We start from the raw sequence: 20331 nt of genomic DNA on the forward strand, positions 1-20331 counted from the left end.
CGAACCCGGTGGCTCAGTCTAAGAATAAGTTGCTAACCAAAATGTGAGGCTGACAGAAGTGCGAAATCAACAACGCTCTTTGTTGTTTAGGAACAGTCCGAGGGGAGAACTTTTCCGAGAGTTTGGGCGGAATCGCCCATTAGCTCAACATCGCACTTCGGCTTCAGTGACCGCAGTGGAATGGATAGTCACCTAATAGCGTTTATGTCTGTACGACCTGAGCTGGTCTTGCGTAGCCTCGATGCAGCGTTAGCGGAATCGAGGGGCTCTTCTGACCGTTATCAGACGAACATCGACAATTGAAAGGCGTTGGTCTTCGAATCCTCGATTTCATCGAGGCTACTTGCTAGTGTTCTACTAACAATAAGCTACTAATAAGACTAGCTTCACACCTTGTTATTAATAACTCGCTGCAACATTAACTAGTAGGGATACCGAAATATGTATCCTAAATAACAACCACTAGTTCATATATGTTTATTTAGCACTCCGCTATCTACTGTTAACAGAAAAATCACCTTATTGACCAATAACGAATGCCGCAATACACTATATGTGTTTGTTTTTATTGTATTATTTAATTTTAAAAAGGTAATTGCTATGGCTTTCTTAACCAAGGTTCTGAATAAAAATGTTAAACATCCATTCTGTTCTTGGAAAACCGCCTGTCTGAATTCTGAAGCATTTTCGCATATCAATGGAGCAGGCCCATTCGAAGAATATACTTGGAATGGAGATTATCTGGATGCAGAGCCAAGCGCTGGTTACGCAGAAAATATACATGAACGACATAAAGGGCTACAAGTTGAGCTGTATGAAGATAAAATTGCAATAACCTTAGTGAAATCTGGCTATGGTTTTGTTAAAGGTTACATGTATCCTAAAGAATACTTTTCGTTAGTTGAAGATCAAGTATTCAAAGTAAAGCTTGAAAAATATGAGAATGGGGAGCGTATTAGAGAGCATCTATCAAAATTACAACAGCTTAAAAGTGAATATCCAAAAGAGATTTTTAATTTAATTAAAAAAATCTCAAATAATTAACCCTTCAGGGCCGTTGGCTGGGTGGAGAGCCAGCGATACTCAGCTTTAATGGCTTCTAGCTGGGTTTCATTATCATTCAACCCAGCCTACTTCCACAAACCAGATTCAGATTAGTATCCATTAGCGGTCATTGGGAAGCTCAACTGACTGTCGCTTTAGGCTCGACTACCGATTTTAACGCCTCAAAATCAACGACTTTGGATCGAATCGTCTGCAAGATTATTTAATCGATACGGTTTATCAGTAACTTTTCCGCTTGCCGAAAATTCAAACCCAAAATACCCGATTTTTGCATGGATTGCTTCAGCGAATAGGCCAGCGTCGCGGCAAGTACTCGGGAATAGTAAGGCAGGGTTTCCATATAGACCGGCAATACATCGTCGATTTTTTCGGCTTGTTGCAGTGTCTGTTCCAGTTGCCGGCGCTGATCCGCAATCTCTTGGATAAACGCACCGTCATTGGCGCAAGCCTCGGATAAGGCCAAAGTCCAGGTTAAATCCGACTGCAATTCGCAAGTGCCTATGAATCGGCCGGACTGGCTTGACAGCCATTGTTCCGGGGCAATCAACGACAGGCGGTATTGCTCATCCTTAAAATACATCCAATACGCTTGCCCCGTGGTCGGTTTAAACCGAATTTGGCTATTGAGAACAAACAGAGAGGTAAATAAATCGCTGCTGATCTGCTGAATGGTTTTGGCGGGGGCAATCAGCTGCTTTTTGGCTTGCTGCAAACTTTCCAATACAGCAACAGCTCCCTTTCCCTGAGGATTGGCCGGTTTAATTGTTAAATTCATCATTCCAAGTATTCGCTAAGTTTACAAAAACAGTATCCAGCAGGTTTAATCAACGCAGAGAATTCGAACGATCATTGATGGTTTTCCCCTCATCCTAGCCTTCTCCCGGAGGGAGAAGGAGAGTTTATATCACGCCTATAGCGATGAATCACCGAGCGGCGGCAATCGGGTATAGTCTTTGTTTTCAAAGCCTTTCCAAATCCTCTAACACTGTTTCCGCGCGCCGGGCTATCGCCTCAAGCTCAGCCGCCGCAAACCGGTCCAGATTGCGATAGACCATACTCAGGCGCGAGTTGTGATTTAGCTTGTCGCGATGGCGGATAAAAAAATCCCAGTACAGCGCATTGAATGGACAGGCTCGCTCGCCAGTGCGGGCTTTTTTGTCGTAGTGGCAGCCCTTGCAATAATCGCTCATCCGGTCGATGTACGCGGCGCTGGATACATAAGGTTTGGTGGCCAGTAAGCCGCCATCGGCAAACTGGCTCATGCCCAGCGTGTTGGGCAATTCCACCCATTCAAAGGCGTCGATATACACGCCCAGATACCAACGATGCACGGCTTCCGGTGCCAGGCCCGCCAGTAGGGCGAAATTGCCGATTACCATTAGCCGCTGGATGTGGTGAGCGTAAGCATATTGCAGCGATTGGCCGGTGGCTGCTGCCAGACAATTCATCCGGGTTTCGCCGGTCCAGAACCAGACGGGTAATGGTCGGTCATGGTCGAAATAATTGTGCGCGGCATAGTCCGGCATCTTTGCCCAATACACGCCGCGCACATATTCGCGCCAACCGAGAATCTGCCGGATGAAGCCTTCGGCTGCCGCCAGTGGCGCATGGCCTTGGCGATAAGCCTGTTCGGCGCGTTCGACCACTTCACGCGGATTGAGCATTTTGGTGTTCAGCGCAAACGACAGCAGCGAATGAAACAGCCGCCAACTGCGCCGGCTCATCGCATCCTGAAAATCGCCGAACTGCGGCAGGCCGTCGGCGATAAAGGTGTCTAGTTGTTGCAAGGCTTCGGTGCGATTCAGCGGCCAGCGGAAATCATCGGCGTCGGCTACGCCGAAACTATTCACGCCAGCCGCGAGGATGCTTTGCCAAATTGCTGTGTGGTAGTGGCGGGGCCGAGTGTCAGTGGGTATCGGCGGCGTGCCGGGCCAGGCTTTGCGGTTGTCGTGGTCGTAATTCCATTGTCCACCCATCGGGCGCTGATTGTCTGCCAGTAACACCCGGTGTTTGACGCGCATGCGCCGATAGAACATTTCCATCAGCCAATGCGGCCGAGAGCCAAACAGCTCTGCGGCTTCCTCGCGCTGGCTATAGAAATGCTCACTGTCGCAGGCTCGGTTGCTGATGGCCAACTGTTGGCAATAGCTGCGCAATTGCTGATCCAAACGCCATTCGTCGGGGAGTTGGTATTCCAAATGCTTAACCCGATACTGCGTAATCAACGCATCCAAATTGGCAGTCAGCGATTGGCGGTTGCCGCTATCGTCAATTGGCAGGTAGTGCACGCGATGGCCTTGGGCCGACAAATGCTGAGCAAAATCGCGCATTGCCGCAAAAATGCCGATGATTTTTTGCGCATGATGCAAGACGTAATCGGTTTCCTGGCGGATTTCCATCAGCGTATAAACCACGTCGCCATTGGTTTGCCCAAACCAGCTGTGCCGCGGATTTAACTGGTCGCCCAGAATGAGCCGCAAGGTCGTCATGCGGTTTTCGCCGTGCCGCGTTGCCGGCGGCAACGCTCTGAACAATATTTCACCGTATCCCAGTCTCGGGCCCATTTTTTACGCCACAAGAAGGGGCGACCGCAGACTGCGCAGAGCTTGGCAGGCAGCAAGGCTTTTTGGTGCATTAAAAATCCAGCTGGGTTTGTACCCAGTCGCCGGCTGCGGCTTGGGTTGGTCGGCGGCGGGTGGGCTGCTTTCGCGAGCCGTGTTTCTCGACGATAGCCGCCTTGGCGGCTTTCACGTCGGCGCGGCCTCGCACTTGGTAAAGACGGGTTTTGGCCTGCCGGGTAGCGGATTCCAGATCGACCAGCGGTTCGGCAATATCCACACCGACCCTCACGCCGCATTGTTGTTGCAGTTTTACCGGCATCCGCCAGGGTTCGAATAGCCATTCTTTGGGCACGCTGCGTAAGGCCGGCAGCCAATGTCTGACAAAATGGCCGTGCGGATCATGGTCGCGGGCCTGTTTGATCGGGTTATACACCCGCGTGGTGTTAATGCCGGTGGTGCCGGCCTGCATTTGCATCTGGCTCCAGTGGATGCCGGGTTCGTAATCCAGAAACTGCCGGGCCAGCCAAGTGCCGACCGGTTGCCAATGCAGCCACAGCGGATAACTCGCTACCGATACCAGCATCGCCCGCATGCGGAAGTTCAGCCAACCGGTTTGCTGTAGCATCGCCACACAGGCATCGACCAACGGCCAACCCGTCTGGCCTGCGCTTAAGGCCTGAAAATGCACCGGATTCCAGTCCGCTTCGCGCAGGCCGTCATAGCCGCGATGCAGATTGGTAAACTCCAGTTCCGGTTCGCTCTCCAGCTTTTGCATGAAGTGGCAATGCCAATACAAGCGGCTGATGAAGGCCGTCAAACCGGCACGACGGGCATCGCCGCGCGGTAAAGCAGCCAACTGGCGGCGGGTGGCTTGCACGATCTCCCGTAAACTCAAACAGCCGAAGGCCAAATAAGCAGAAAGCCGCGAACAGGCCGTTGGTGCGGACAAGGGCGAGGAGATGCCGCCTCGGTAAGAGTTGCAACGAGCGAATAGAAAATCGCGCAAGGTTTCGATGCCTTGGCGGCGGCCGCCCAGTTGTCTTAGCGGCAGGTCGGGCTGAAGTAAGCCCAGAGCTTGCGGATCGGGCAAGATCGGCGGTTGAGGTGCTGCTAGCCAATCAGAAGAGGGAGGTTCCAGGCAGGGTTCCGCCATCAGCGCTTCCCAATGCGCTTTCCACAAGTCTCGATTTTGCAAGCGCCGCACCACACCGAATTGCGCAAATTCATACCATTTTAAGCTGCGCGCCCGGCACCAGCGTTGCACGGCCAAGTCGCGCTGAAAGCTCAGCCAGTTGCCGGTTTCCTGATGCGAATACACAGCCAGGAAGGGCGCTTCCTGCCAAAGCCGGTCCAATACTTCCAGCGCCTCGCCCACTTCGATACGCAAACCGCCGCCGCGTTTACGCAAGGCTATGTCCAAATCAAGCAGGCTTTCGCGTAGAAATTGGTAGTGTTGCGTGGCAACGTCGTCGGCCGCCCACAAGCTGGGTTCGATGATGAACAAACACAGCACCGGCGCGTTGCGGCTGGCGTAAAGCAGCGGTGCATGGTCGTGTACCCGCAGATCGCGCTTGAACCAGACCAGGTTGTAGCTCATCGCTTAATGCCAGCCCTGGCGCCAGCTGTTGGTGTCGCGTAAATCCCGCCACGGCATGATTTGCACCCTTTTGCTAAACACTGCCTCCAGTTCGATCATTTCCAACGGCGCGTCAGGGTCGTCCGGCAGCAGTAATTTACTGACGATAAAGTGTTTTTCTTTGTGTTGCGGTGCAACGGCGGTCCATTTGCTGAGCAGTAATTTGTTCGGGTTCAGCCTGGGTGATTTGGCGGTCGGCATGGCTTGGTCTGCTTAAGGAATATAGCTTCCGAGCATACCAGCCGATCCCGAAATGGCGAGATCGGCGCCATGCCGAAGAATCAATTTCCTGGCTGTAAGGTTACTTCGACTTCCCGCTTATTGCCGTTATTGACGACCTGGATTTTCACGACATCGCCAACCTTCTGGTCGTCCAGGCGGGCGAACAGTTTTGAGAGCGTATCGACGTCCTTACCGTTAATGGCGACGATGATGTCGCCCGGCACCATCCCGTTGGCAGTTATCGATACGCCTTGTAAACCGGCTTTCTCGGCCGCCGAACCGGGTTGCACTCGCAATACCGCGACGCCGGCCGTGCCGGTCAAAGCCGCCAATTGCTCGTTCATCTGTTGGTCTATTTCGATACCCAGGGCCGGGCGGATGTATTTGCCTTGTTTAATCAGTTCCGGCACCACCCGCATCACCGTATCCACCGGCACCGCGAAGCCGATGCCTGCCGAGGCGCCGCTCGGGCTGTAGATTGCCGTATTGATGCCGATCAGCCTACCAGCGGAATCCAGCAGCGGGCCGCCGGAGTTGCCGGGATTAATGGCCGCGTCAGTTTGAATTAAATGTTCGACGGCCGGACCTTCCTGACCGCCCAGGGAGCGGTCCAGCGCGGAGACGATACCGCCGGTCAAAGTCCAGTCCAAACCAAATGGGTTACCGATAGCGAACACTTTCTGCCCGACTTTCAGATCGCGGCTGGTGCCGACCGGTACCGGCGGCGGCCGTTTGAAGCCGACGCCGATCTTCAACACCGCAATGTCATGCACCTGGCTGGCGCCGACCAGAGTGGCCTTGTAATCGCGGCCGTCGGCCAGTTTTACCGTGGCTTCGTTGGCGCCGGCGATGACGTGGAAATTGGTCACCACGTGGCCGGCTTCGTCCCAGATAAATCCGGAACCGGTACCCTTTGGCACTGAAAATACGTCGCGGGTCCAGACATTGCGCACCAGCGCGGCGGTGCTGATGTAAACCACCGAATCTCGCGATTTTTCGAACAGTTCGATGGTGCTTTTTTCGTCCGCTGCCAAGTCGCCGCGCGCGGCGACGGTTCTGACCGGGGCGGATTCGGTCGCCGGTGCTCCCGGCTGCCAATGCCAAAGCAATATCAGCGCTGCGGCGACTGCACCGGCGGCGAATACACGTTTAATGAATACATCGGGCGAATCGGGATGATTGGGATGTTGCATGTCGGCCTCCGGTTTGTTGGTTCCTACCCAGAATCGTGCGAACAGATCAATACTGTTTTAAACGGCGGCAGCGCGGGATATTCAATTCCACTGAGCCGCTACGACGGCAAAATGGGAGCGCGTTTAGCAAATTTCAAGCGAGTCAGATACGTGTGTTTTTAATCAACAGTGGATTTAGGAACTATCGTCAATTCGCAAAGTCTCGAAAACGCCTGGATCGTTTGCTACTGGATAGGAGTGATCATCATGAAACGAGTTAAAAACACGATAAAACTCGCCATATTTGCCGTTTTGAGTATGGGATTAACAGGTGCCGCTATTGCGGAACATCATGAAAATGCCACGCTCAAAGCGCCATTGCAAACCGAGGAAGAATCTGAAGTGGAGCTTTACGATTACCACTCGGGTGTGACGTATACCGGTACGCTACAACGTTTTATGTTTCATCGGCATTTGGAAAATGTAGCCGAAGAGCCCGAGAATAGACATTCAGAATCGACGCAAATAAAGTAAACAGGCTGTGTAATTGAGAGTTGAAGACAGTTTAGGCAGGCATAATCAATAAAAAAGCCTGCTCGCCAAAGCATAAAAGAGTTAAGAGGGTTGTTATCAAGGTACTTTACGCATCAATAACTGCAAGCGGATCCAGGCAATCGGCAGGCAGCTATTCGACACGCTAGCAGATAGGCCAATAGAACAAATTGTTCGGGTCGGATGTATTATCGGTTTTTCGATTGCTGGCGTCTGGCCTTGAAAAAATCGCTGAGCAGTTCCGCGCAATCCGCCTCCAGAATCCCCCCGGTCCATTCCACGCGATGATTTAAGAACGCCGCGTCGCTGAGTTGCAGCGCATGGCAGACCGCGCCGCGTTTGGGATCGTAAGCGCCGAATACCAGACGTTTGACGCGGGCGTGGGCGATGGCGCCCATGCACATCACGCAGGGTTCCAAGGTGACGTAGAGCGTGGTGTCAATCAGTCGGTAGTTGTTTAAGACTTGGCCGGCCTTGCGTAGCGCGACCATTTCCGCGTGGGCGGTGGGATCGTTGCTCTGGATGGGTTGGTTCCAGCCTTCGGCGATGCAGCGGCCTTCATAAACCAGCACGGCGCCGACCGGCACTTCGTCTTGGCTTTCGGCGCGCTGCGCCAGACGGATGGCATGGCGCAGCCATTCCTCGTCGGTCATGTTAAACCGTGGCTTTATTCAGGCGGTCGTTGACCGCTGCCCAGGCTTCGTTGTCGGGCGGTTGCTCGATCAAGATGGTATCGAGCTGCAGATTATCCAACGCGCGTAACGAGCTATACAAAGCCGGTTCGTAAAGCTCGGCATCGGCCGGTAATCTGAGTAAATGCAGGCAGGGAATTTCGGCGATTTCCGTGCTGAAGGCCAGAATGCCGATGTGTTTGCCTTGCGCGCACAAATCGTCGGTCATTGCGATCAGGGTGTCGGCCGGGCACAGCAAGGCCATGGTATTGGGCGCGTAATGCACCGCCATCATGCCCGGCGCCCGAATTTTGGTTTGCGACGACAGCCGAATGTCGGTATGCAGTACGGCTTTCAGTTGGCTGCGGGTAATCCGGCCGGGTCTGAGGATGGCGGGGATGCCGTCGCTGAGATCGATAATAGTCGATTCCACGCCCACCGAACAAGCTCCGCCGTCCAGGATGCAACCCACGCTGTCGCCGAGTTCTTCCGCGACATGTTCGGCTTGGGTGGGGCTGATATGGCCGAAGCGATTGGCCGACGGCGCCGCGATGCCGCCGCCGAAGGCTTGCAATAATTGCAGCGCGACCGGATTGGCCGGCACCCGCAAACCCACCGTATCCTGACCGCCGGTAACGGCGGCAGGTACGGTCGATTTTTTATTCAATATCATGGTCAGCGGGCCGGGCCAGAAGTGTTCAGCCAACCTTAATGCCGCCTCCGGCACGGCTTCCGCCCAATCGTTGATTTGCGCGGCGCTGGCGATATGCACGATCAGGGGATGATCGGCCGGCCGGCCTTTCGCGGCAAATATTTTGGCAACCGCATCGGGATTGGCGGCATCCGCGCCCAGTCCGTAAACGGTCTCGGTCGGAAAGGCGACCAAATGCCCCTGCCGTAATAGCTCGACGGCGTGGCGGATGGATTCTTCGGTGACGGGTTTAGGATTCAAAGTAATCAGGCGAAAGATAAAAATCTAAAAAGACGAGCAGCCGGCATAATTGTAGTGGCGAATTCATTTGCCAAAGTAAACAGCTACAAATATATGAAAGCCATCCTCACGGCAAACACGCCATTTTACCTTTCGCCTTTAGTCTTTTCTCCTAATTAATTTCGACCAGCACCTCATTAGGGTTAACCGCATCACCTTTTGCCACATAAATGGCTTTGACGATGCCGGCTATCGGCGCGGTGATCTCGGTTTCCATTTTCATGGCTTCAGTCACCAGCAAAGATTGACCGGCATTGACTTTTTGACCTTCCTTGACCAATACGTCGATGATATTGCAGGGCATGCTGGTGACCACATCGCCCGGCTCGCTGGGGCGGCGGCGTTTGCTGGCGATGGCACTTTGCACCGCGCCTTGGGCGCCGCCGTCTAGCACGATTTCGTCCAGGGTTTCGATGACGATTTCTTCCGGCATGCCGTCTACGGTGAAGTAAAAATGCCGCAAACTCTGGTTTTTCGGGCCTGCGCCAGTCACTTTGACGTGATAGGACTCGCCGTGCAGTGCCACGTTGAATTCGGTGGGGGCTTTTTTCACTTCGGCGGACGCCGGGGCTTCGTCCAATTCCAAGGGTTCGGCGACCAGACTGTCGGTGGAACGCAGCTCCAGAAATTGTTTACCAATTTCCGGGAACATCGCGAAGCTCAGCACGTCTTCGTCATTCATCGCCAGGTGGGCGATTTCGTTGCGCAGATGCTCGAATTCCGGTTTGAGTAAATCTGCAGGACGACACTCGATGACTTCTTCCTTGCCCACTGCCTTGGCTTGCAGTTGCGGATTGACCGGTGCCGGCGCTTTGCCGTAGCCGCCGTGCATGTAACGCTTCACCTCGTTACTGATGGTTTCATAGCGCTTGCCGGTCAGCACGTTCAACACGGCCTGGGTGCCGACGATTTGCGAGGTGGGCGTGACTAATGGCGGGTAGCCTAAGTCTTTGCGGACTTCGGGAATTTCTTTGTACACCTCGGCCATGCGGTCCAGGGCATTGCGTTCTTTTAACTGGTTGGCCAGGTTGGAGATCATGCCGCCAGGCACTTGAAAGATGTGAACGCGGGTGTCGATGCCGGTAAATTCGCTTTCGAAGCGGCGGTATTTTTTTCGTACGTCCAGAAAGTACTGATTCACTGCTTGCAGTTTATCCAAATCCAGGCCGGTGTCGAAATCAGTGCCGCGGAGAGCGGTGACCAAGGACTCCGTCGGCGGATGGCTGGTGCCGCCGGCCCAAGATGACAGGGCGGTATCGACGTGCTCACACCCGGCTTCTATGGCTTTGAGTTGACACATTTCCGCTAAGCCAGCCGTAGCATGGCAATGCAAGTGCAGCGGTAAATCGACGGCATCTTTCAGGGCCTTGATTAATTCGCCGGCAATATAAGGTGTCAACAAGCCCGCCATGTCTTTAATGGCAATCGAATCGCACCCCAAGTCGGCTAAGCCTCTTCCCAATTTGATAAAACTGGCGATGTCGTGTACCGGACTCGTGGTGTAGCAGATGGTGCCTTGGGCGTGCTTGCCTGCAGTTTTGGTGGCCTCGATAGCGGTTTCCAAGTTGCGGATGTCATTCAGTGCGTCAAAGATACGGAACACGTCCATGCCGTTGCGCGCGGCCGTTTCGACGAATTTACGCACCACATCGTCGGAATAATGCCGGTAGCCGAGCAGGTTTTGGCCGCGCAGCAGCATTTGCAGGCGGGTATTGGGCAGCGCGGCTTTCAGTTTGCTTAGCCGTTCCCAGGGGTCTTCCTTTAAAAAGCGCAGACAGGCGTCGAAGGTGGCGCCGCCCCAGCATTCCAGCGACCAATAGCCGATGTCGTCCAGCATGGCGCAGGCCGGCAGCATGTCTTCGGTGCGCATGCGGGTGGCGATGAGGGATTGGTGGGCGTCGCGGAGGATAACGTCGGTTACGTAAACTTTGCTCATTGGGGTTTCCTTGGGTTCACAGGCCAGTATGGGAGGCGACAACCGCCGCCAGCACGCTGGCCAGAATTTCCGGTCGCGGCTTGTTGGAATAATTGATCAGGTCGGGATTGGCTTCGACAAAGCCGGTGTTGAACCGACCGCGGCGAAAATCCGGATGACCGAGAATTTTTAAGTAATACGGAATCGTGGTTTTGATGCCGAACAAGCCCATATCTTTCAAGGCTCGCTCGCCCCGATTTATCGCGTCTTCCCAGGTCATCGCGCTGACGATGACTTTAGCCAGCATCGAGTCGTAAAAGGGCGGGACTTCGTATCCGGTATAAATTGCGGTGTCTGTACGCACGCCGGGGCCGCCGGGGGCGTAGTAACGGGAAATGTGGCCGAAGCTGGGCAGGAAATTGTTTTTAGGGTCTTCGGCGTTGACGCGGAATTGAATCGCATAGCCGCGTCTGACGATTTCTTCCTGCTTGAAACGCAGCGGCAAGCCGGCGGCTACGCGAATTTGTTCTTCGACAATGTCCACACCGGTGATGGTTTCGGTGATGGTGTGTTCAACTTGCACCCGGGTATTCATTTCCATGAAATAAAAACGGCCGTTGGCGTCCAACAGAAACTCCACGGTGCCGGCATTGGTGTAACCGACCGCTTTCGCCGCCATCACTGCCAAGCCTCCCAGATACTGGCGTTGCGCTTCATCGAGTTGCGGTGATGGGGCGATTTCGATCAGCTTTTGGTTCCGCCGCTGCACCGAGCAATCGCGCTCATAAAGATGGATGGTGTTGCCGAAATGGTCCGCCAATACCTGCACTTCGATGTGGATCGGATTGACCACGCATTTTTCCAAAAACACGTCGGCGCTGCCGAAGGCCTTGGTGGCTTCGGAAATTACCCGCTGATAGTTTTGCCGCAGTTCGTTGGGGGTGTCGCAACGCCGGATGCCGCGCCCGCCGCCACCTGAAGTGGCCTTCAGCATGATCGGATAACCGATTTGTTCGGCCACCTGCAAGGCATGCTCGACGCTATCCAGGTTACCGTCCGAGCCCGGCGTGACGGGTAAACCGGCGGCTATCATCGCGCTGCGGGCTTCGGTTTTGTCGCCCATGCGTTGGATCACTTCGGCGGAGGGGCCGATAAACACCAAGCCGCGTTCCTGGCAGGCTTTGGCGAACTGGGCGTTTTCTGACAGGAAACCGTAGCCGGGATGAATGGCGTCGCAGCCGGTGCGCAAGGCTAAATCTACCAAGCCGTAGATGTTTAAATAGCCGGCCAGCGGCTCGCTGCCGATGTAATGCGATTCGTCAGCTTTTTTGACGTGCAAGGCAAAGCGGTCGGCTTCCGAATAAATAGCCGCTGAACGAATGCCCATTTCCGCGCAGGCCCGAATGATTCGGACAGCAATTTCGCCGCGATTGGCGATCAGTATTTTGCGTAACATGATGCTCCCGAGTCTTAGTGTTCAGTCACTTGCCTACTACTCTAACAATTTATGGCTATCTTTCAACAAGAAAACCGCCGTTTGCCGATGGGAGATTAGCCTTTAGCTTGGGTGGTGGCGGTGTTGCCGGCCACTGGATTCAGACAGAAAATACTGGTTATTTCCGCGATGTTGGCTACTACGACTTTGATGAAGTCGCTAGCCGCTAAGTTGTTGTGTTAGCAGCATTTAATTGGCTTTTTGTGGCTTCTATACCAACAAGTTTAAAGGGTGGATGGGAAATGTTGATATAAAACAGCCTCTTGCAATTGGCACGCATAGTGCTATCCTCCTGTGTATGGATGCCTATACCATAAGCCGTTGCCAGCCGTAATCGGTCCGGTTTGTGCGAATAGGGTTTCACCTCTTAACTAATTGATTAATTCTGGGGTTTTAATATGGACACAAACAAGCCGTTACTTTCCGCGTTATTTTTTATTGGTCTATCGTTTTGGGGGATACAGCTTGCGCAAGCAGCTACGACCGAAAATACGTTAAACCCGCTCGAATCCTTCCAAACGATTTTGCCGGATTTGCCAAGTGCTTACCAGGAGCAGCCATTGAATCCAGTAGCGGATAAGCCCTTGCAGGACTATGCGCTCACACTGTTTACACGGGTCAAGACCCGTGCGGTCGTAACATTTCAGCAAGCCTTGTCGGACATAGCAGGGCTTGGCGATATGGTTTCGCAAATGGGTTTACTTGGCCTGCTTGGCACGGTTTTCCAGCCAGTGATAGACGAAAGCAAAACAGCTGAATTGAAAGCCGCCTTACCCACGGCGGCCTGGTTTTTTCTCAGCGGCATGCTGGGTGTTCTGGGCTTGAAAAAACGCAGCAATTTGCTGGATACCAAAGCGGTTTTGAATTCAGTCCGGTAAGCGCCGTTATAGATGTGCTGAGGGTTTGGGCAGTGCGCGTGTTGCCCAAGCCTCAACTTTTCCTGCTCCTTCAATCCTGTTATAACGACGCTGTCGTTTGGTATTGCAGCAAGTTTGCACCGATAATAGTTTTCGATTGTCGCTGATGCCTTTGCTAACGATAGTTAGGCCTGGCTAATCATTTCCTGCACTTTTTCGAGAAAGCCTATGTCCGCTGTTGCAGACCATTTTGTCTATGGACCTATCCAACCGGCGGATATTCCGGATTGCATTCGGATTGCCGTTGCCAATTTCGAGGAGTTTCAGCAACACCCCGAATACATCCAGCAGTGGTTCGAGCGCCGTATCGCGCATAACCCCTGGCAGAACGCTTTGCCGTGCGTCGGCGTCGGGGTTTGGCACAATGGGAGTTTGGCCGGTTTCCGGGCCATGTTCGTACAACCCTGGTGGTTGAACGGCGAATCCGTAACGCTTGCCTTCGGTTCCAATACCTGCGTCGATGAACAGTTTCGCGGGCAGGGCTTAGCCACCAAGCTGATCGAACACAGCCTCGAATTTGCCCGTTTCAACGGCACGGTGACTGCCGGCGTGATTACCCAGAAAGCCTTCAAAAAATGCGGCTTCGTACCGATCGGCGGTAGCGATAACGACTTTTATCGTTTGCGCGTCGGTTATCGCGGCTCCTGGGAGAAACGCGCCGGCAAATCATTGGGCTATTGGTTGGGCAGCCTATTTGACATCAACTTGCGCTTACGGAATGTCAAATTGCGTAGCGGCGGTTTTACCTTAGCGGAGGTTTGGCATTGCGACACCGAGTTTGATGCGTTGTGGGAGCGGGTCAAAGCGGGCTACACCTCTTGTCTGGAACGTAGTAGCCGCTACTTGAATTGGCGTTTATTCGATTTTCCGACCTGTCCTTTAAGGCTTTTCGCGCTGCGCGACGCTGCCGGCAAATTGCGCGCTTATGCCATCTGGCATCAGCAAAGCTTTGGAGAGGCTATCAGCATGGCCGTACTGCGCGATGTGTTTTATCCCTTGGACGATGAGCCGGCCTTACAGACCCTGTTGTATTACCTATTTGCTTATTGGCGGGAGAACGGGGTTAGTTGGGGGAGCCTGGAAGTCGCCTCGCCGTCATTGATTAGTCTGTTCCGCAGTCTTGGCTATGAAAAGGTGCCGTCGCGCGGTAATCGGTATTGGATCTACAGTGAGCCGCCGCTAGCCGACAATATTTTGCAAAATTGGTACCGCAGCGGGATCGATGGCGATTATTTTGATCATCCACTGTAATATTGCCCAATCCAACATTCTAAATTCGGTCTGCCGCCTATGTTAAACGCCTCCGTGATTATCAGCACCCGCAACAGAGCGTCGATATTGCCGCGCTTGTTCGACGCATTGGCCGCCATGCGCCTGAATAACGAGACCCGCTGGGAATTGCTGATGGTTGATAACGGCAGCAGCGACGACACCGTTGCGGTGATCTCTGCCGAAGCTGAGCGTGGTCGGTTGCCGGTGCATTGCGTCTCGGAGCCGATTCCCGGTAAGTCCCGCGCTTTGAATCGCGCCATCAAGCAAGCGCAAGCTGAGTTATTGGTGTTCACCGACGACGATGTCGAACCGCAGGCAACTTGGTTGCAGGCTTACATTGATGCCGCCGCGCTGCATCCGGAAATCGACGGTTTTGCCGGCAAAGTATTACCCAAATGGCTGGGCGACATCCCCGCCTGGCTGCATACAGAAGGTGAGTTTGCCTTGCCGCGCGGCATTACCAATACCCGCGATTTTGGTATGTCTCAGCAAATTTTGGATGAACAGGTGATTCCGGGTGGCGTCAACACCGCGTTAAGAGCCGAGGCCGTAGCCAAAAACGGCTGGTTTCGCGAAGAACTGGGGCCGGGTACCTCGGTACCGTTTACGGAAGACACCGAATACATGGGCCGTTTTCGGCGTGGTGGCGGCGAGTTTTGGTATGTGCCGGAAGCATTGCTGTATCACTGCAACATCCCGGAGCGGATGACTAAAGCCTATGTCTGCCGCTGGATGTTCGACGTGGCCCGCTGTCAGGTGCTGGCTTATGCCGATGTACCTGCCGGGAAGAACATAGCCGGTATCCCGCTATATTTGCTGCGGCATTACCTGAGCAGGATCGTGAGTTTTTGGTTGGAACCGCGCGAGCAGCAACGCCTGCAAAAAAAAATGAAATGGATGTTTACGGCCGGCGAAATCGCCGGTTATCGGCAACTGCCGGCGTTTAAGCAAACGTTGGCGGCAGATTAGCGACTTGCCTACAGCAAGGCTTGTAAATATCCCCAAATCTTTTCGGCAATCACCGGTTGTGCCAGCTCATTCGGGTGCAGGCTGTCGGCCTGCATCATCTCCGGGTTTAATGCTACCTCTTCGAGGATAAACGGCACGTAAGGGATCTTCAATTCCGCGGATAGCTGCGGAAAAACCTCGTAAAACATCTCGACATAACGCTTGCCGTAATTGGGCGGAATCTTCATCCCCAGCAGCATCACTTTGGCGCCGACGTTTTGCGAACGCCGGGTGATTTCGGTCAGATTATTTTTCATTTCCGCCGGCGATAAACCGCGTAAGCCGTCGTTGGCGCCCAGTTCCACCAACACAATATCCGGTTTATGCCGCGATAAAATTTGCTCCAGTCGCGCCAGGCCGCCAGCGGAAGTATCGCCGCTGATGCTTTCGTTACTGATAACATAGCCGCTATGCAGGTCGGTTAGCTTGTTTTGCAACAAAGCCACCCAGCCAAGCTGAACTTCGATGCCGTAACCGGCACTAATACTGTCACCCAATACTACTATCGATTTCGCCATGGCGCTGATTGGTAGTAAACCCAGAATTACGGCAAGGACCACGCTATACATGTTGAATACTCATATTGATAAGACCAGTTCCCCGATTATCGTTACCGAACAACTCGGTAAATCGGTGCCAACTTCCGAAGGCATTTTACACATCTTGTCCTCGGTGAATTTAATCATCAATCCGGGCGAGAGTTTGGCCATTGTCGGCGAGTCCGGTTCCGGTAAATCCACCCTGCTCAGTTTGCTGGCTGGATTGGATACGCCCAGCACCGGTCGAGTGGTGGTCAACGGCCGCGATCTGACCAAGCTGGACGAAGACGGCCGCGCCTTGTTGCGCAACGAATTGGTCGGTTTCGTGTTTCAATCCTTTCAACTGCTGCCGGGGTTGACGGCTCTGGAAAACGTCATGCTGCCGCTGGAACTCAGCGGACATGCTCAAGCGGCGAGCGCTGCCCGGGCCTTGCTGGATAGAGTGGGCTTGTCGCAGCGCTTGACGCATACCCCCAAACAATTGTCGGGCGGCGAACAGCAACGGGTGGCTTTAGCGCGGGCTTTTGTCACCCAGCCTACCATCCTATTTGCCGACGAACCGACCGGTAATCTGGACAGCAAAACCGGTGCGCACATCATCGATCTGCTGTTCGAGCTCAATCAAGAACAACATACCACTTTGATTTTGGTGACTCACGACATGACTTTGGCCGGACGTTGTCAACGCACCATTCGCCTGGACGCCGGGAGCGTGGTATGAAGCGCGTCAATCTAGCCATGAAACTGTTGTGGCGCGATAGTCGTTCCGGAGAGCTGACCTTATTGCTGCTGGCTTTGCTGATTGCGGTCAGCAGTTCCACCGCTATATCGCTATTCGCTGATCGCTTGCATCGGACCATGACGGTGCAAGCCGCCGAGTTTTTAGCCGGTGATCTGGTGGTGGCTGCGCCGGCGCTCATAGTCGATACCTGGTTGGCCAAGGCCGGCGAATTGGGCTTATCCCATTCGCAAACCAGCGAGTTTGCCAGCGTTTTGCTGGAAAACCAGGAAATGCTGTTGGCTTCGGTAAAATCCGTCAGCAGCGGCTACCCGCTGCGCGGGAAATTGAAAACCAGCGATGCCGAGTCGCAGGATGAAATCGTCGCCAGCCAGGGTCCGGAACCCGGCTCGGCTTGGGTAGACAAGCGCATACTACCGGCTCTACATCTAAAAATCGGCGATACGCTAACCGTAGGCGAAAAACCTCTGACCATCGGCCGGGTGTTGAGCTACGAGCCGGACAAGCGCGGTGACTTTTACAGCTTTTCGCCGCGGGTGATGATTAATCAAATCGATTTGGCTGCCACCGGCGTCATTCAACCCGGCAGTCATGTGCGTTACGCTTTCCAGTTCAGCGGCGACGAACAGGCTTTACTTGCCTTTAAAACCTGGTTGAAACCGCAACTGAACAGTTCGCAAAAAATCCTGGATATACATGAGGATCGCCCGGAGCTGGGATCGGCATTGCAGCGCGCCGAGCGTTACCTGGGCTTGTCCAGTATCGTGGTGATCTTGATTGCCGGCGTGGCGATTGCGATGGCTACCCGCCGTTACACCGAGCGGCATTTCAACGCCACTGCCTTGTTGCGTTGCCTGGGGTGTAAACAAGCGGAAATTGTCTGGCTGTACGGTTTGCAGTTTTTGGTGTTGGGCCTGTTAGCCAGTAGCGTCGGCTGCGGCTTGGGCTGGTTGGCGCAATTTGGTTTATTCGAGCTGTTAAAATCCTTGTTGCCGGAAGAGTTGGCCAGTCCCAGCTGGTTGGCGGTATTTTTTGGCTTGACTTCGGGCTTGGCAATCTTGCTGGGTTTTGCTTTACCGCCGTTGCTGCGCTTGCAAAAAGTCTCACCGTTGCGGGTATTGCGCCGTGAGTTGGAACCCTTACCCACCAGTGGTTGGTTGATTTACGGTTTGGCGCTGGCGATTATCGGCGGCTTGATTTGGCGCTACACCCAAGACCCGAAAATGACATCTACCATATTGGGGTTGGGTGCGCTAACACTATTGGGTGTAGGTGGCGCGGTATATGGTTTGTTATTGCTGGCGCGCAAGCTGTTGCCGAGGATGGGCTTGAATTGGCGTTTTGGCTTGCAGGGATTGCTGAGGAACAGCCAGGCCAGCGTCAGCCAGATATTGGCTTTCAGCATCACGCTCACCGCCATGGCCCTGAGTTTTACGGTGCGCAGCGATTTGATCGACAACTGGCAACAGCAATTGCCGGAACAGGCGCCGAATCATTTCGCCTTGAATATCCTGCCGGAACGGCAGCAGGCATTTCAAAGCGAATTGCAGCAGGCGCAAATCCCCAGCAGCCGGTTTTATCCGGTGGTACGCGGACGCCTGGTGACGATTAATAACGAAGCGGTGCAAGGCCGGGTCAGCAAAGACACCCAGGGCGAAGGCGCCACTCAACGCGAATTGAGCCTGACCTGGGCGGTGCAATTGCCGGACGATAACAAAGCCACCGATGGCGGTGCTTGGCAAGTCGATCGGCCGGGTCTGGTATCGGTGGAGCAAAAACTGGCGGAAAGCTTGAAAATCAAGCTGGGCGATGAATTGACCTTCACGGTGGGGAGCGCGCAATTCAGCGCCAAGGTAGCTCAACTCCGCAGCGTGCAGTGGGATACGATGCGGCCCAATTTTTACATGATCTTCTCGCCCGGCACGCTGGATAACTTTCCGACCATGTACATGACCAGCTTTTATCTGGCCGATACCCAAAAAATTCTGTTGAATACCCTGCTGAAAAAGTATCCGGCGATCACGATATTGGAAGTTGATCAGATTTTGAAACAGTTCAAGATGATCCTGACGCAGTTGACCAAGGCCATCAATCTACTGCTGTATTTTGCCTTGGCGGCTGGTTTTACCGTGCTGTTTGCTGCCGTCTATGCCACGTTGGATCAACGAATCTACGAAGGTGGGCTGATGCGGACTTTGGGTGCCCGGCGCGGCTTTTTACGTACCACGCACGTGATTGAGTTTGGCTTGCTCGGCACCTTGGCTGGCGTCATGGCGGCTCTGGCTAGCGAAGCGATTCTGTATGCGTTGTATACCCGTGTGATGCAGATCGATTATCGTCCCGGCTACTATTTGTGGGGTGCATTGCCGGCGATAGGCGCGATAACGGTGGGGCTGGCAGGGTACTGGGGGGTTAGGCAGGTGGTTAATCAACCACCGCTACAAGTGTTGAGGCGTTGATGGTTGATCAGTAAATTTTTCGCGATGGTTGCGATATGTCAAACGGCTTTGAAAAGTTTCCAGTAAAGAGCGTCTAATAGTTTCCAGTTAGCTTGTATGGTTATGGATTTTTCACATTCGGAGTACATCGCGCCGAGGGTGCTACTTATTGCCATCGGCACAAAAGTGCCTTCACTACGCTGGACGTTAGTGCTTTTTACCAGGGTCTATCGACGATAACCGCTTTGTAAATTCCAGACGAAGTTTTAGAAAAGCCATTATAAAAAATCGCAGACTTACCCAATCTAATCCAATTACGGTAGACATAGCGTAACTCTCGGGTCGTGACGTTGTAATTAAAATCGCCTAACTTATTCAAAAGGTCGCTAATATCTCCCATCCCATCTAAATGAAAGTGAATACGCCCTCCATTTTTAACGGTATGTTCTAAAGCCACTTTAGACCAGCGAGTACCCAACTGAAACATGGCGCCTTCACTATTCTCGTCGGAAATACTAGAAGTTTTTTTGTTGGTCGCGCCGAACTTATATTTTTCATCTCCTCCTACATCGACGCCGCTAATCTTCGCTCCTACCGGATATTGCGTGTTCTTTGGGGCCTTTCTGCCACCTACTTCTTCAAAAAAAGTCAAAAAACCTGATACGTCACTATCAGATGGATTGTCTTGCCACTTATTCCAAAGCGTTTCGGCAACAATACCCCCGCGTTGATTCAAATCGATTGCGCGAGGGCCGTATGTATTAATATCGCCATCATTGACAATCGCCGATACGTCCCCATTGATGCCGAAGTGGGTGTCGAATTTTCCTAGCCCTCCGCTCGCCAAGTCTTTTTCTGGAATTGGACGTCCCGCATAAGTTGCAGGACGAAAGCCACATACATCAGTTAATGCAAATCCCATAACAAATCTCCACGAATAAAATTAAACCTTTCTTTCGGGACTAGCTCTCAAATGCTGCTCCGACATCTACGACTGTTAACGCGGCAAGCTGACCCCTCGTCAAAAGTATGGCACGGGTTTGATTTCTGGCAATGGAATAATCAAATGTAAACGGTTCGGATTAAAAAAATTAGCTCATAAGAGATCATAGTCTGATTACTTGTCTCTTTGGTTTTC

19 protein-coding genes are annotated in these 20331 nt (G+C 53.3%); 8 read left to right on the plus strand and 11 right to left on the minus strand.

Features of this window, described 5'->3' with window-relative positions:
* Window positions 1-600: 600 nt before the first annotated feature.
* Window positions 601-1044 carry a hypothetical protein gene (locus CWO84_RS00290; protein WP_129871325.1) on the plus strand — a complete coding sequence of 148 codons (444 nt, stop codon included), beginning with the start codon at window positions 601-603 and terminating at the stop codon, window positions 1042-1044.
* Window positions 1045-1267: 223 nt separating this feature from the next.
* Here CWO84_RS00290 and CWO84_RS00295 read toward each other — a convergent pair whose 3' ends face one another.
* The 5 genes from CWO84_RS00295 to CWO84_RS00320 all read right to left on the minus strand — a co-directional run bounded on the left by CWO84_RS00295 (window position 1268) and on the right by CWO84_RS00320 (window position 6677).
* On the minus strand, window positions 1268-1840 hold the full coding sequence (locus CWO84_RS00295) for a DUF2452 domain-containing protein (protein WP_225892980.1): 573 nt from the start codon (window positions 1838-1840) through the stop codon (window positions 1268-1270).
* Window positions 1841-2024: 184 nt separating this feature from the next.
* On the minus strand, window positions 2025-3629 hold the full coding sequence (locus tag CWO84_RS00300; RefSeq protein ID WP_084153406.1) for a cryptochrome/photolyase family protein: 1605 nt from the start codon (window positions 3627-3629) through the stop codon (window positions 2025-2027).
* 70 nt (window positions 3630-3699) lie between these two features.
* The gene (locus CWO84_RS00310) at window positions 3700-5223 is read right to left on the minus strand and encodes an FAD-binding domain-containing protein (protein ID WP_033158532.1); all 1524 of its coding nucleotides are present in this window, start codon (window positions 5221-5223) and stop codon (window positions 3700-3702) included.
* Window positions 5224-5226: 3 nt separating this feature from the next.
* Window positions 5227-5463 (minus strand): TIGR02450 family Trp-rich protein, encoded by a 237-nt coding sequence (locus CWO84_RS00315; protein WP_033158533.1) that lies wholly within the window; start codon window positions 5461-5463, stop codon window positions 5227-5229.
* Window positions 5464-5543: 80 nt separating this feature from the next.
* Complete coding sequence (locus tag CWO84_RS00320; RefSeq protein WP_033158534.1) at window positions 5544-6677, minus strand: trypsin-like peptidase domain-containing protein; 1134 nt, start codon at window positions 6675-6677, stop codon at window positions 5544-5546.
* Between the two features lie 246 nt (window positions 6678-6923).
* On the opposite strand from CWO84_RS00320, the gene CWO84_RS00325 reads away from it, so the two are divergent.
* Window positions 6924-7190, plus strand: a complete 267-nt coding sequence (locus tag CWO84_RS00325) for a hypothetical protein (protein ID WP_033158535.1) — start codon at window positions 6924-6926, stop codon at window positions 7188-7190.
* A gap of 206 nt (window positions 7191-7396) precedes the next feature.
* Here the strand turns inward: CWO84_RS00325 and tadA are convergent, their stop codons facing one another.
* From tadA to CWO84_RS00345, 4 genes are all read right to left on the minus strand, one after another.
* Window positions 7397-7861, minus strand: coding sequence for a tRNA adenosine(34) deaminase TadA (gene tadA / locus CWO84_RS00330; RefSeq protein ID WP_033158536.1), 465 nt, complete (start codon window positions 7859-7861; stop codon window positions 7397-7399).
* 1 nt (window position 7862) lies between these two features.
* Complete coding sequence (locus tag CWO84_RS00335) at window positions 7863-8831, minus strand: L-threonylcarbamoyladenylate synthase (protein WP_033158537.1); 969 nt, start codon at window positions 8829-8831, stop codon at window positions 7863-7865.
* A gap of 151 nt (window positions 8832-8982) precedes the next feature.
* Window positions 8983-10806, minus strand: a complete 1824-nt coding sequence (gene oadA / locus CWO84_RS00340; protein WP_033158538.1) for a sodium-extruding oxaloacetate decarboxylase subunit alpha — start codon at window positions 10804-10806, stop codon at window positions 8983-8985.
* Between the two features lie 16 nt (window positions 10807-10822).
* Window positions 10823-12241 (minus strand): acetyl-CoA carboxylase biotin carboxylase subunit, encoded by a 1419-nt coding sequence (locus tag CWO84_RS00345; protein ID WP_033158539.1) that lies wholly within the window; start codon window positions 12239-12241, stop codon window positions 10823-10825.
* Window positions 12242-12270: 29 nt separating this feature from the next.
* Between CWO84_RS00345 and CWO84_RS24080 the strand changes: the two genes are divergently transcribed.
* The 4 genes from CWO84_RS24080 (at window position 12271) to CWO84_RS00360 (ending at window position 15438) form a co-directional block, all read left to right on the plus strand.
* Complete coding sequence (locus CWO84_RS24080) at window positions 12271-12450, plus strand: hypothetical protein (protein ID WP_133120629.1); 180 nt, start codon at window positions 12271-12273, stop codon at window positions 12448-12450.
* A gap of 228 nt (window positions 12451-12678) precedes the next feature.
* Complete coding sequence (locus CWO84_RS00350; protein WP_033158540.1) at window positions 12679-13158, plus strand: hypothetical protein; 480 nt, start codon at window positions 12679-12681, stop codon at window positions 13156-13158.
* Window positions 13159-13365: 207 nt separating this feature from the next.
* Window positions 13366-14448, plus strand: coding sequence for a GNAT family N-acetyltransferase (locus CWO84_RS00355; protein WP_033158541.1), 1083 nt, complete (start codon window positions 13366-13368; stop codon window positions 14446-14448).
* Window positions 14449-14487: 39 nt separating this feature from the next.
* Window positions 14488-15438, plus strand: a complete 951-nt coding sequence (locus CWO84_RS00360; RefSeq protein ID WP_033158542.1) for a glycosyltransferase — start codon at window positions 14488-14490, stop codon at window positions 15436-15438.
* 8 nt (window positions 15439-15446) lie between these two features.
* On the opposite strand, the gene CWO84_RS00365 is transcribed toward CWO84_RS00360, so the two are convergent.
* A complete protein-coding gene (locus tag CWO84_RS00365; protein WP_084153408.1) occupies window positions 15447-16046 on the minus strand; it encodes an arylesterase in 600 nt (199 codons plus the stop codon).
* Between CWO84_RS00365 and CWO84_RS00370 the strand changes: the two genes are divergently transcribed.
* Together CWO84_RS00370 and CWO84_RS00375 are read left to right on the plus strand one after the other, a co-directional pair.
* On the plus strand, window positions 16045-16737 hold the full coding sequence (locus CWO84_RS00370; RefSeq protein WP_033158543.1) for an ABC transporter ATP-binding protein: 693 nt from the start codon (window positions 16045-16047) through the stop codon (window positions 16735-16737). The two genes, CWO84_RS00365 and CWO84_RS00370, sit on opposite strands and share 2 nt — an antisense overlap.
* On the plus strand, window positions 16734-19214 hold the full coding sequence (locus tag CWO84_RS00375; protein WP_033158544.1) for an FtsX-like permease family protein: 2481 nt from the start codon (window positions 16734-16736) through the stop codon (window positions 19212-19214). The genes CWO84_RS00370 and CWO84_RS00375 overlap by 4 nt, the downstream gene beginning before the upstream one ends.
* A 196-nt stretch (window positions 19215-19410) precedes the next feature.
* Here the strand turns inward: CWO84_RS00375 and CWO84_RS00380 are convergent, their stop codons facing one another.
* Window positions 19411-20115: a hypothetical protein gene (locus CWO84_RS00380; protein ID WP_033158545.1), complete on the minus strand. Its 705-nt coding sequence runs from the start codon at window positions 20113-20115 to the stop codon at window positions 19411-19413.
* Window positions 20116-20331: the final 216 nt, after the last annotated feature.

It is taken from the genome of Methylomonas sp. Kb3, from assembly GCF_002834115.1.
Lineage (GTDB): Bacteria > Pseudomonadota > Gammaproteobacteria > Methylococcales > Methylomonadaceae > Methylomonas > Methylomonas defluvii.

Excerpts from the sequence above, each read along its gene's own strand:
- CWO84_RS00290 (WP_129871325.1), top strand. The coding sequence starts at position 601 with ATGGCTTTCTTAACCAAGGTTCTGAATAAAAATGTTAAACATCCATTC.
- CWO84_RS00295 (WP_225892980.1), bottom strand. The coding sequence starts at position 1,840 with ATGAATTTAACAATTAAACCGGCCAATCCTCAGGGAAAGGGAGCTGTT.
- CWO84_RS00300 (WP_084153406.1), bottom strand. The coding sequence starts at position 3,629 with ATGGGCCCGAGACTGGGATACGGTGAAATATTGTTCAGAGCGTTGCCG.
- CWO84_RS00310 (WP_033158532.1), bottom strand. The coding sequence starts at position 5,223 with ATGAGCTACAACCTGGTCTGGTTCAAGCGCGATCTGCGGGTACACGAC.
- CWO84_RS00315 (WP_033158533.1), bottom strand. The coding sequence starts at position 5,463 with ATGCCGACCGCCAAATCACCCAGGCTGAACCCGAACAAATTACTGCTC.
- CWO84_RS00320 (WP_033158534.1), bottom strand. The coding sequence starts at position 6,677 with ATGCAACATCCCAATCATCCCGATTCGCCCGATGTATTCATTAAACGT.
- CWO84_RS00325 (WP_033158535.1), top strand. The coding sequence starts at position 6,924 with ATGAAACGAGTTAAAAACACGATAAAACTCGCCATATTTGCCGTTTTG.
- tadA (WP_033158536.1), bottom strand. The coding sequence starts at position 7,861 with ATGACCGACGAGGAATGGCTGCGCCATGCCATCCGTCTGGCGCAGCGC.
- oadA (WP_033158538.1), bottom strand. The coding sequence starts at position 10,806 with ATGAGCAAAGTTTACGTAACCGACGTTATCCTCCGCGACGCCCACCAA.
- CWO84_RS00345 (WP_033158539.1), bottom strand. The coding sequence starts at position 12,241 with ATGTTACGCAAAATACTGATCGCCAATCGCGGCGAAATTGCTGTCCGA.
- CWO84_RS00350 (WP_033158540.1), top strand. The coding sequence starts at position 12,679 with ATGGACACAAACAAGCCGTTACTTTCCGCGTTATTTTTTATTGGTCTA.
- CWO84_RS00355 (WP_033158541.1), top strand. The coding sequence starts at position 13,366 with ATGTCCGCTGTTGCAGACCATTTTGTCTATGGACCTATCCAACCGGCG.
- CWO84_RS00360 (WP_033158542.1), top strand. The coding sequence starts at position 14,488 with ATGTTAAACGCCTCCGTGATTATCAGCACCCGCAACAGAGCGTCGATA.
- CWO84_RS00370 (WP_033158543.1), top strand. The coding sequence starts at position 16,045 with ATGTTGAATACTCATATTGATAAGACCAGTTCCCCGATTATCGTTACC.
- CWO84_RS00365 (WP_084153408.1), bottom strand. The coding sequence starts at position 16,046 with ATGTATAGCGTGGTCCTTGCCGTAATTCTGGGTTTACTACCAATCAGC.
- CWO84_RS00375 (WP_033158544.1), top strand. The coding sequence starts at position 16,734 with ATGAAGCGCGTCAATCTAGCCATGAAACTGTTGTGGCGCGATAGTCGT.
- CWO84_RS00380 (WP_033158545.1), bottom strand. The coding sequence starts at position 20,115 with ATGGGATTTGCATTAACTGATGTATGTGGCTTTCGTCCTGCAACTTAT.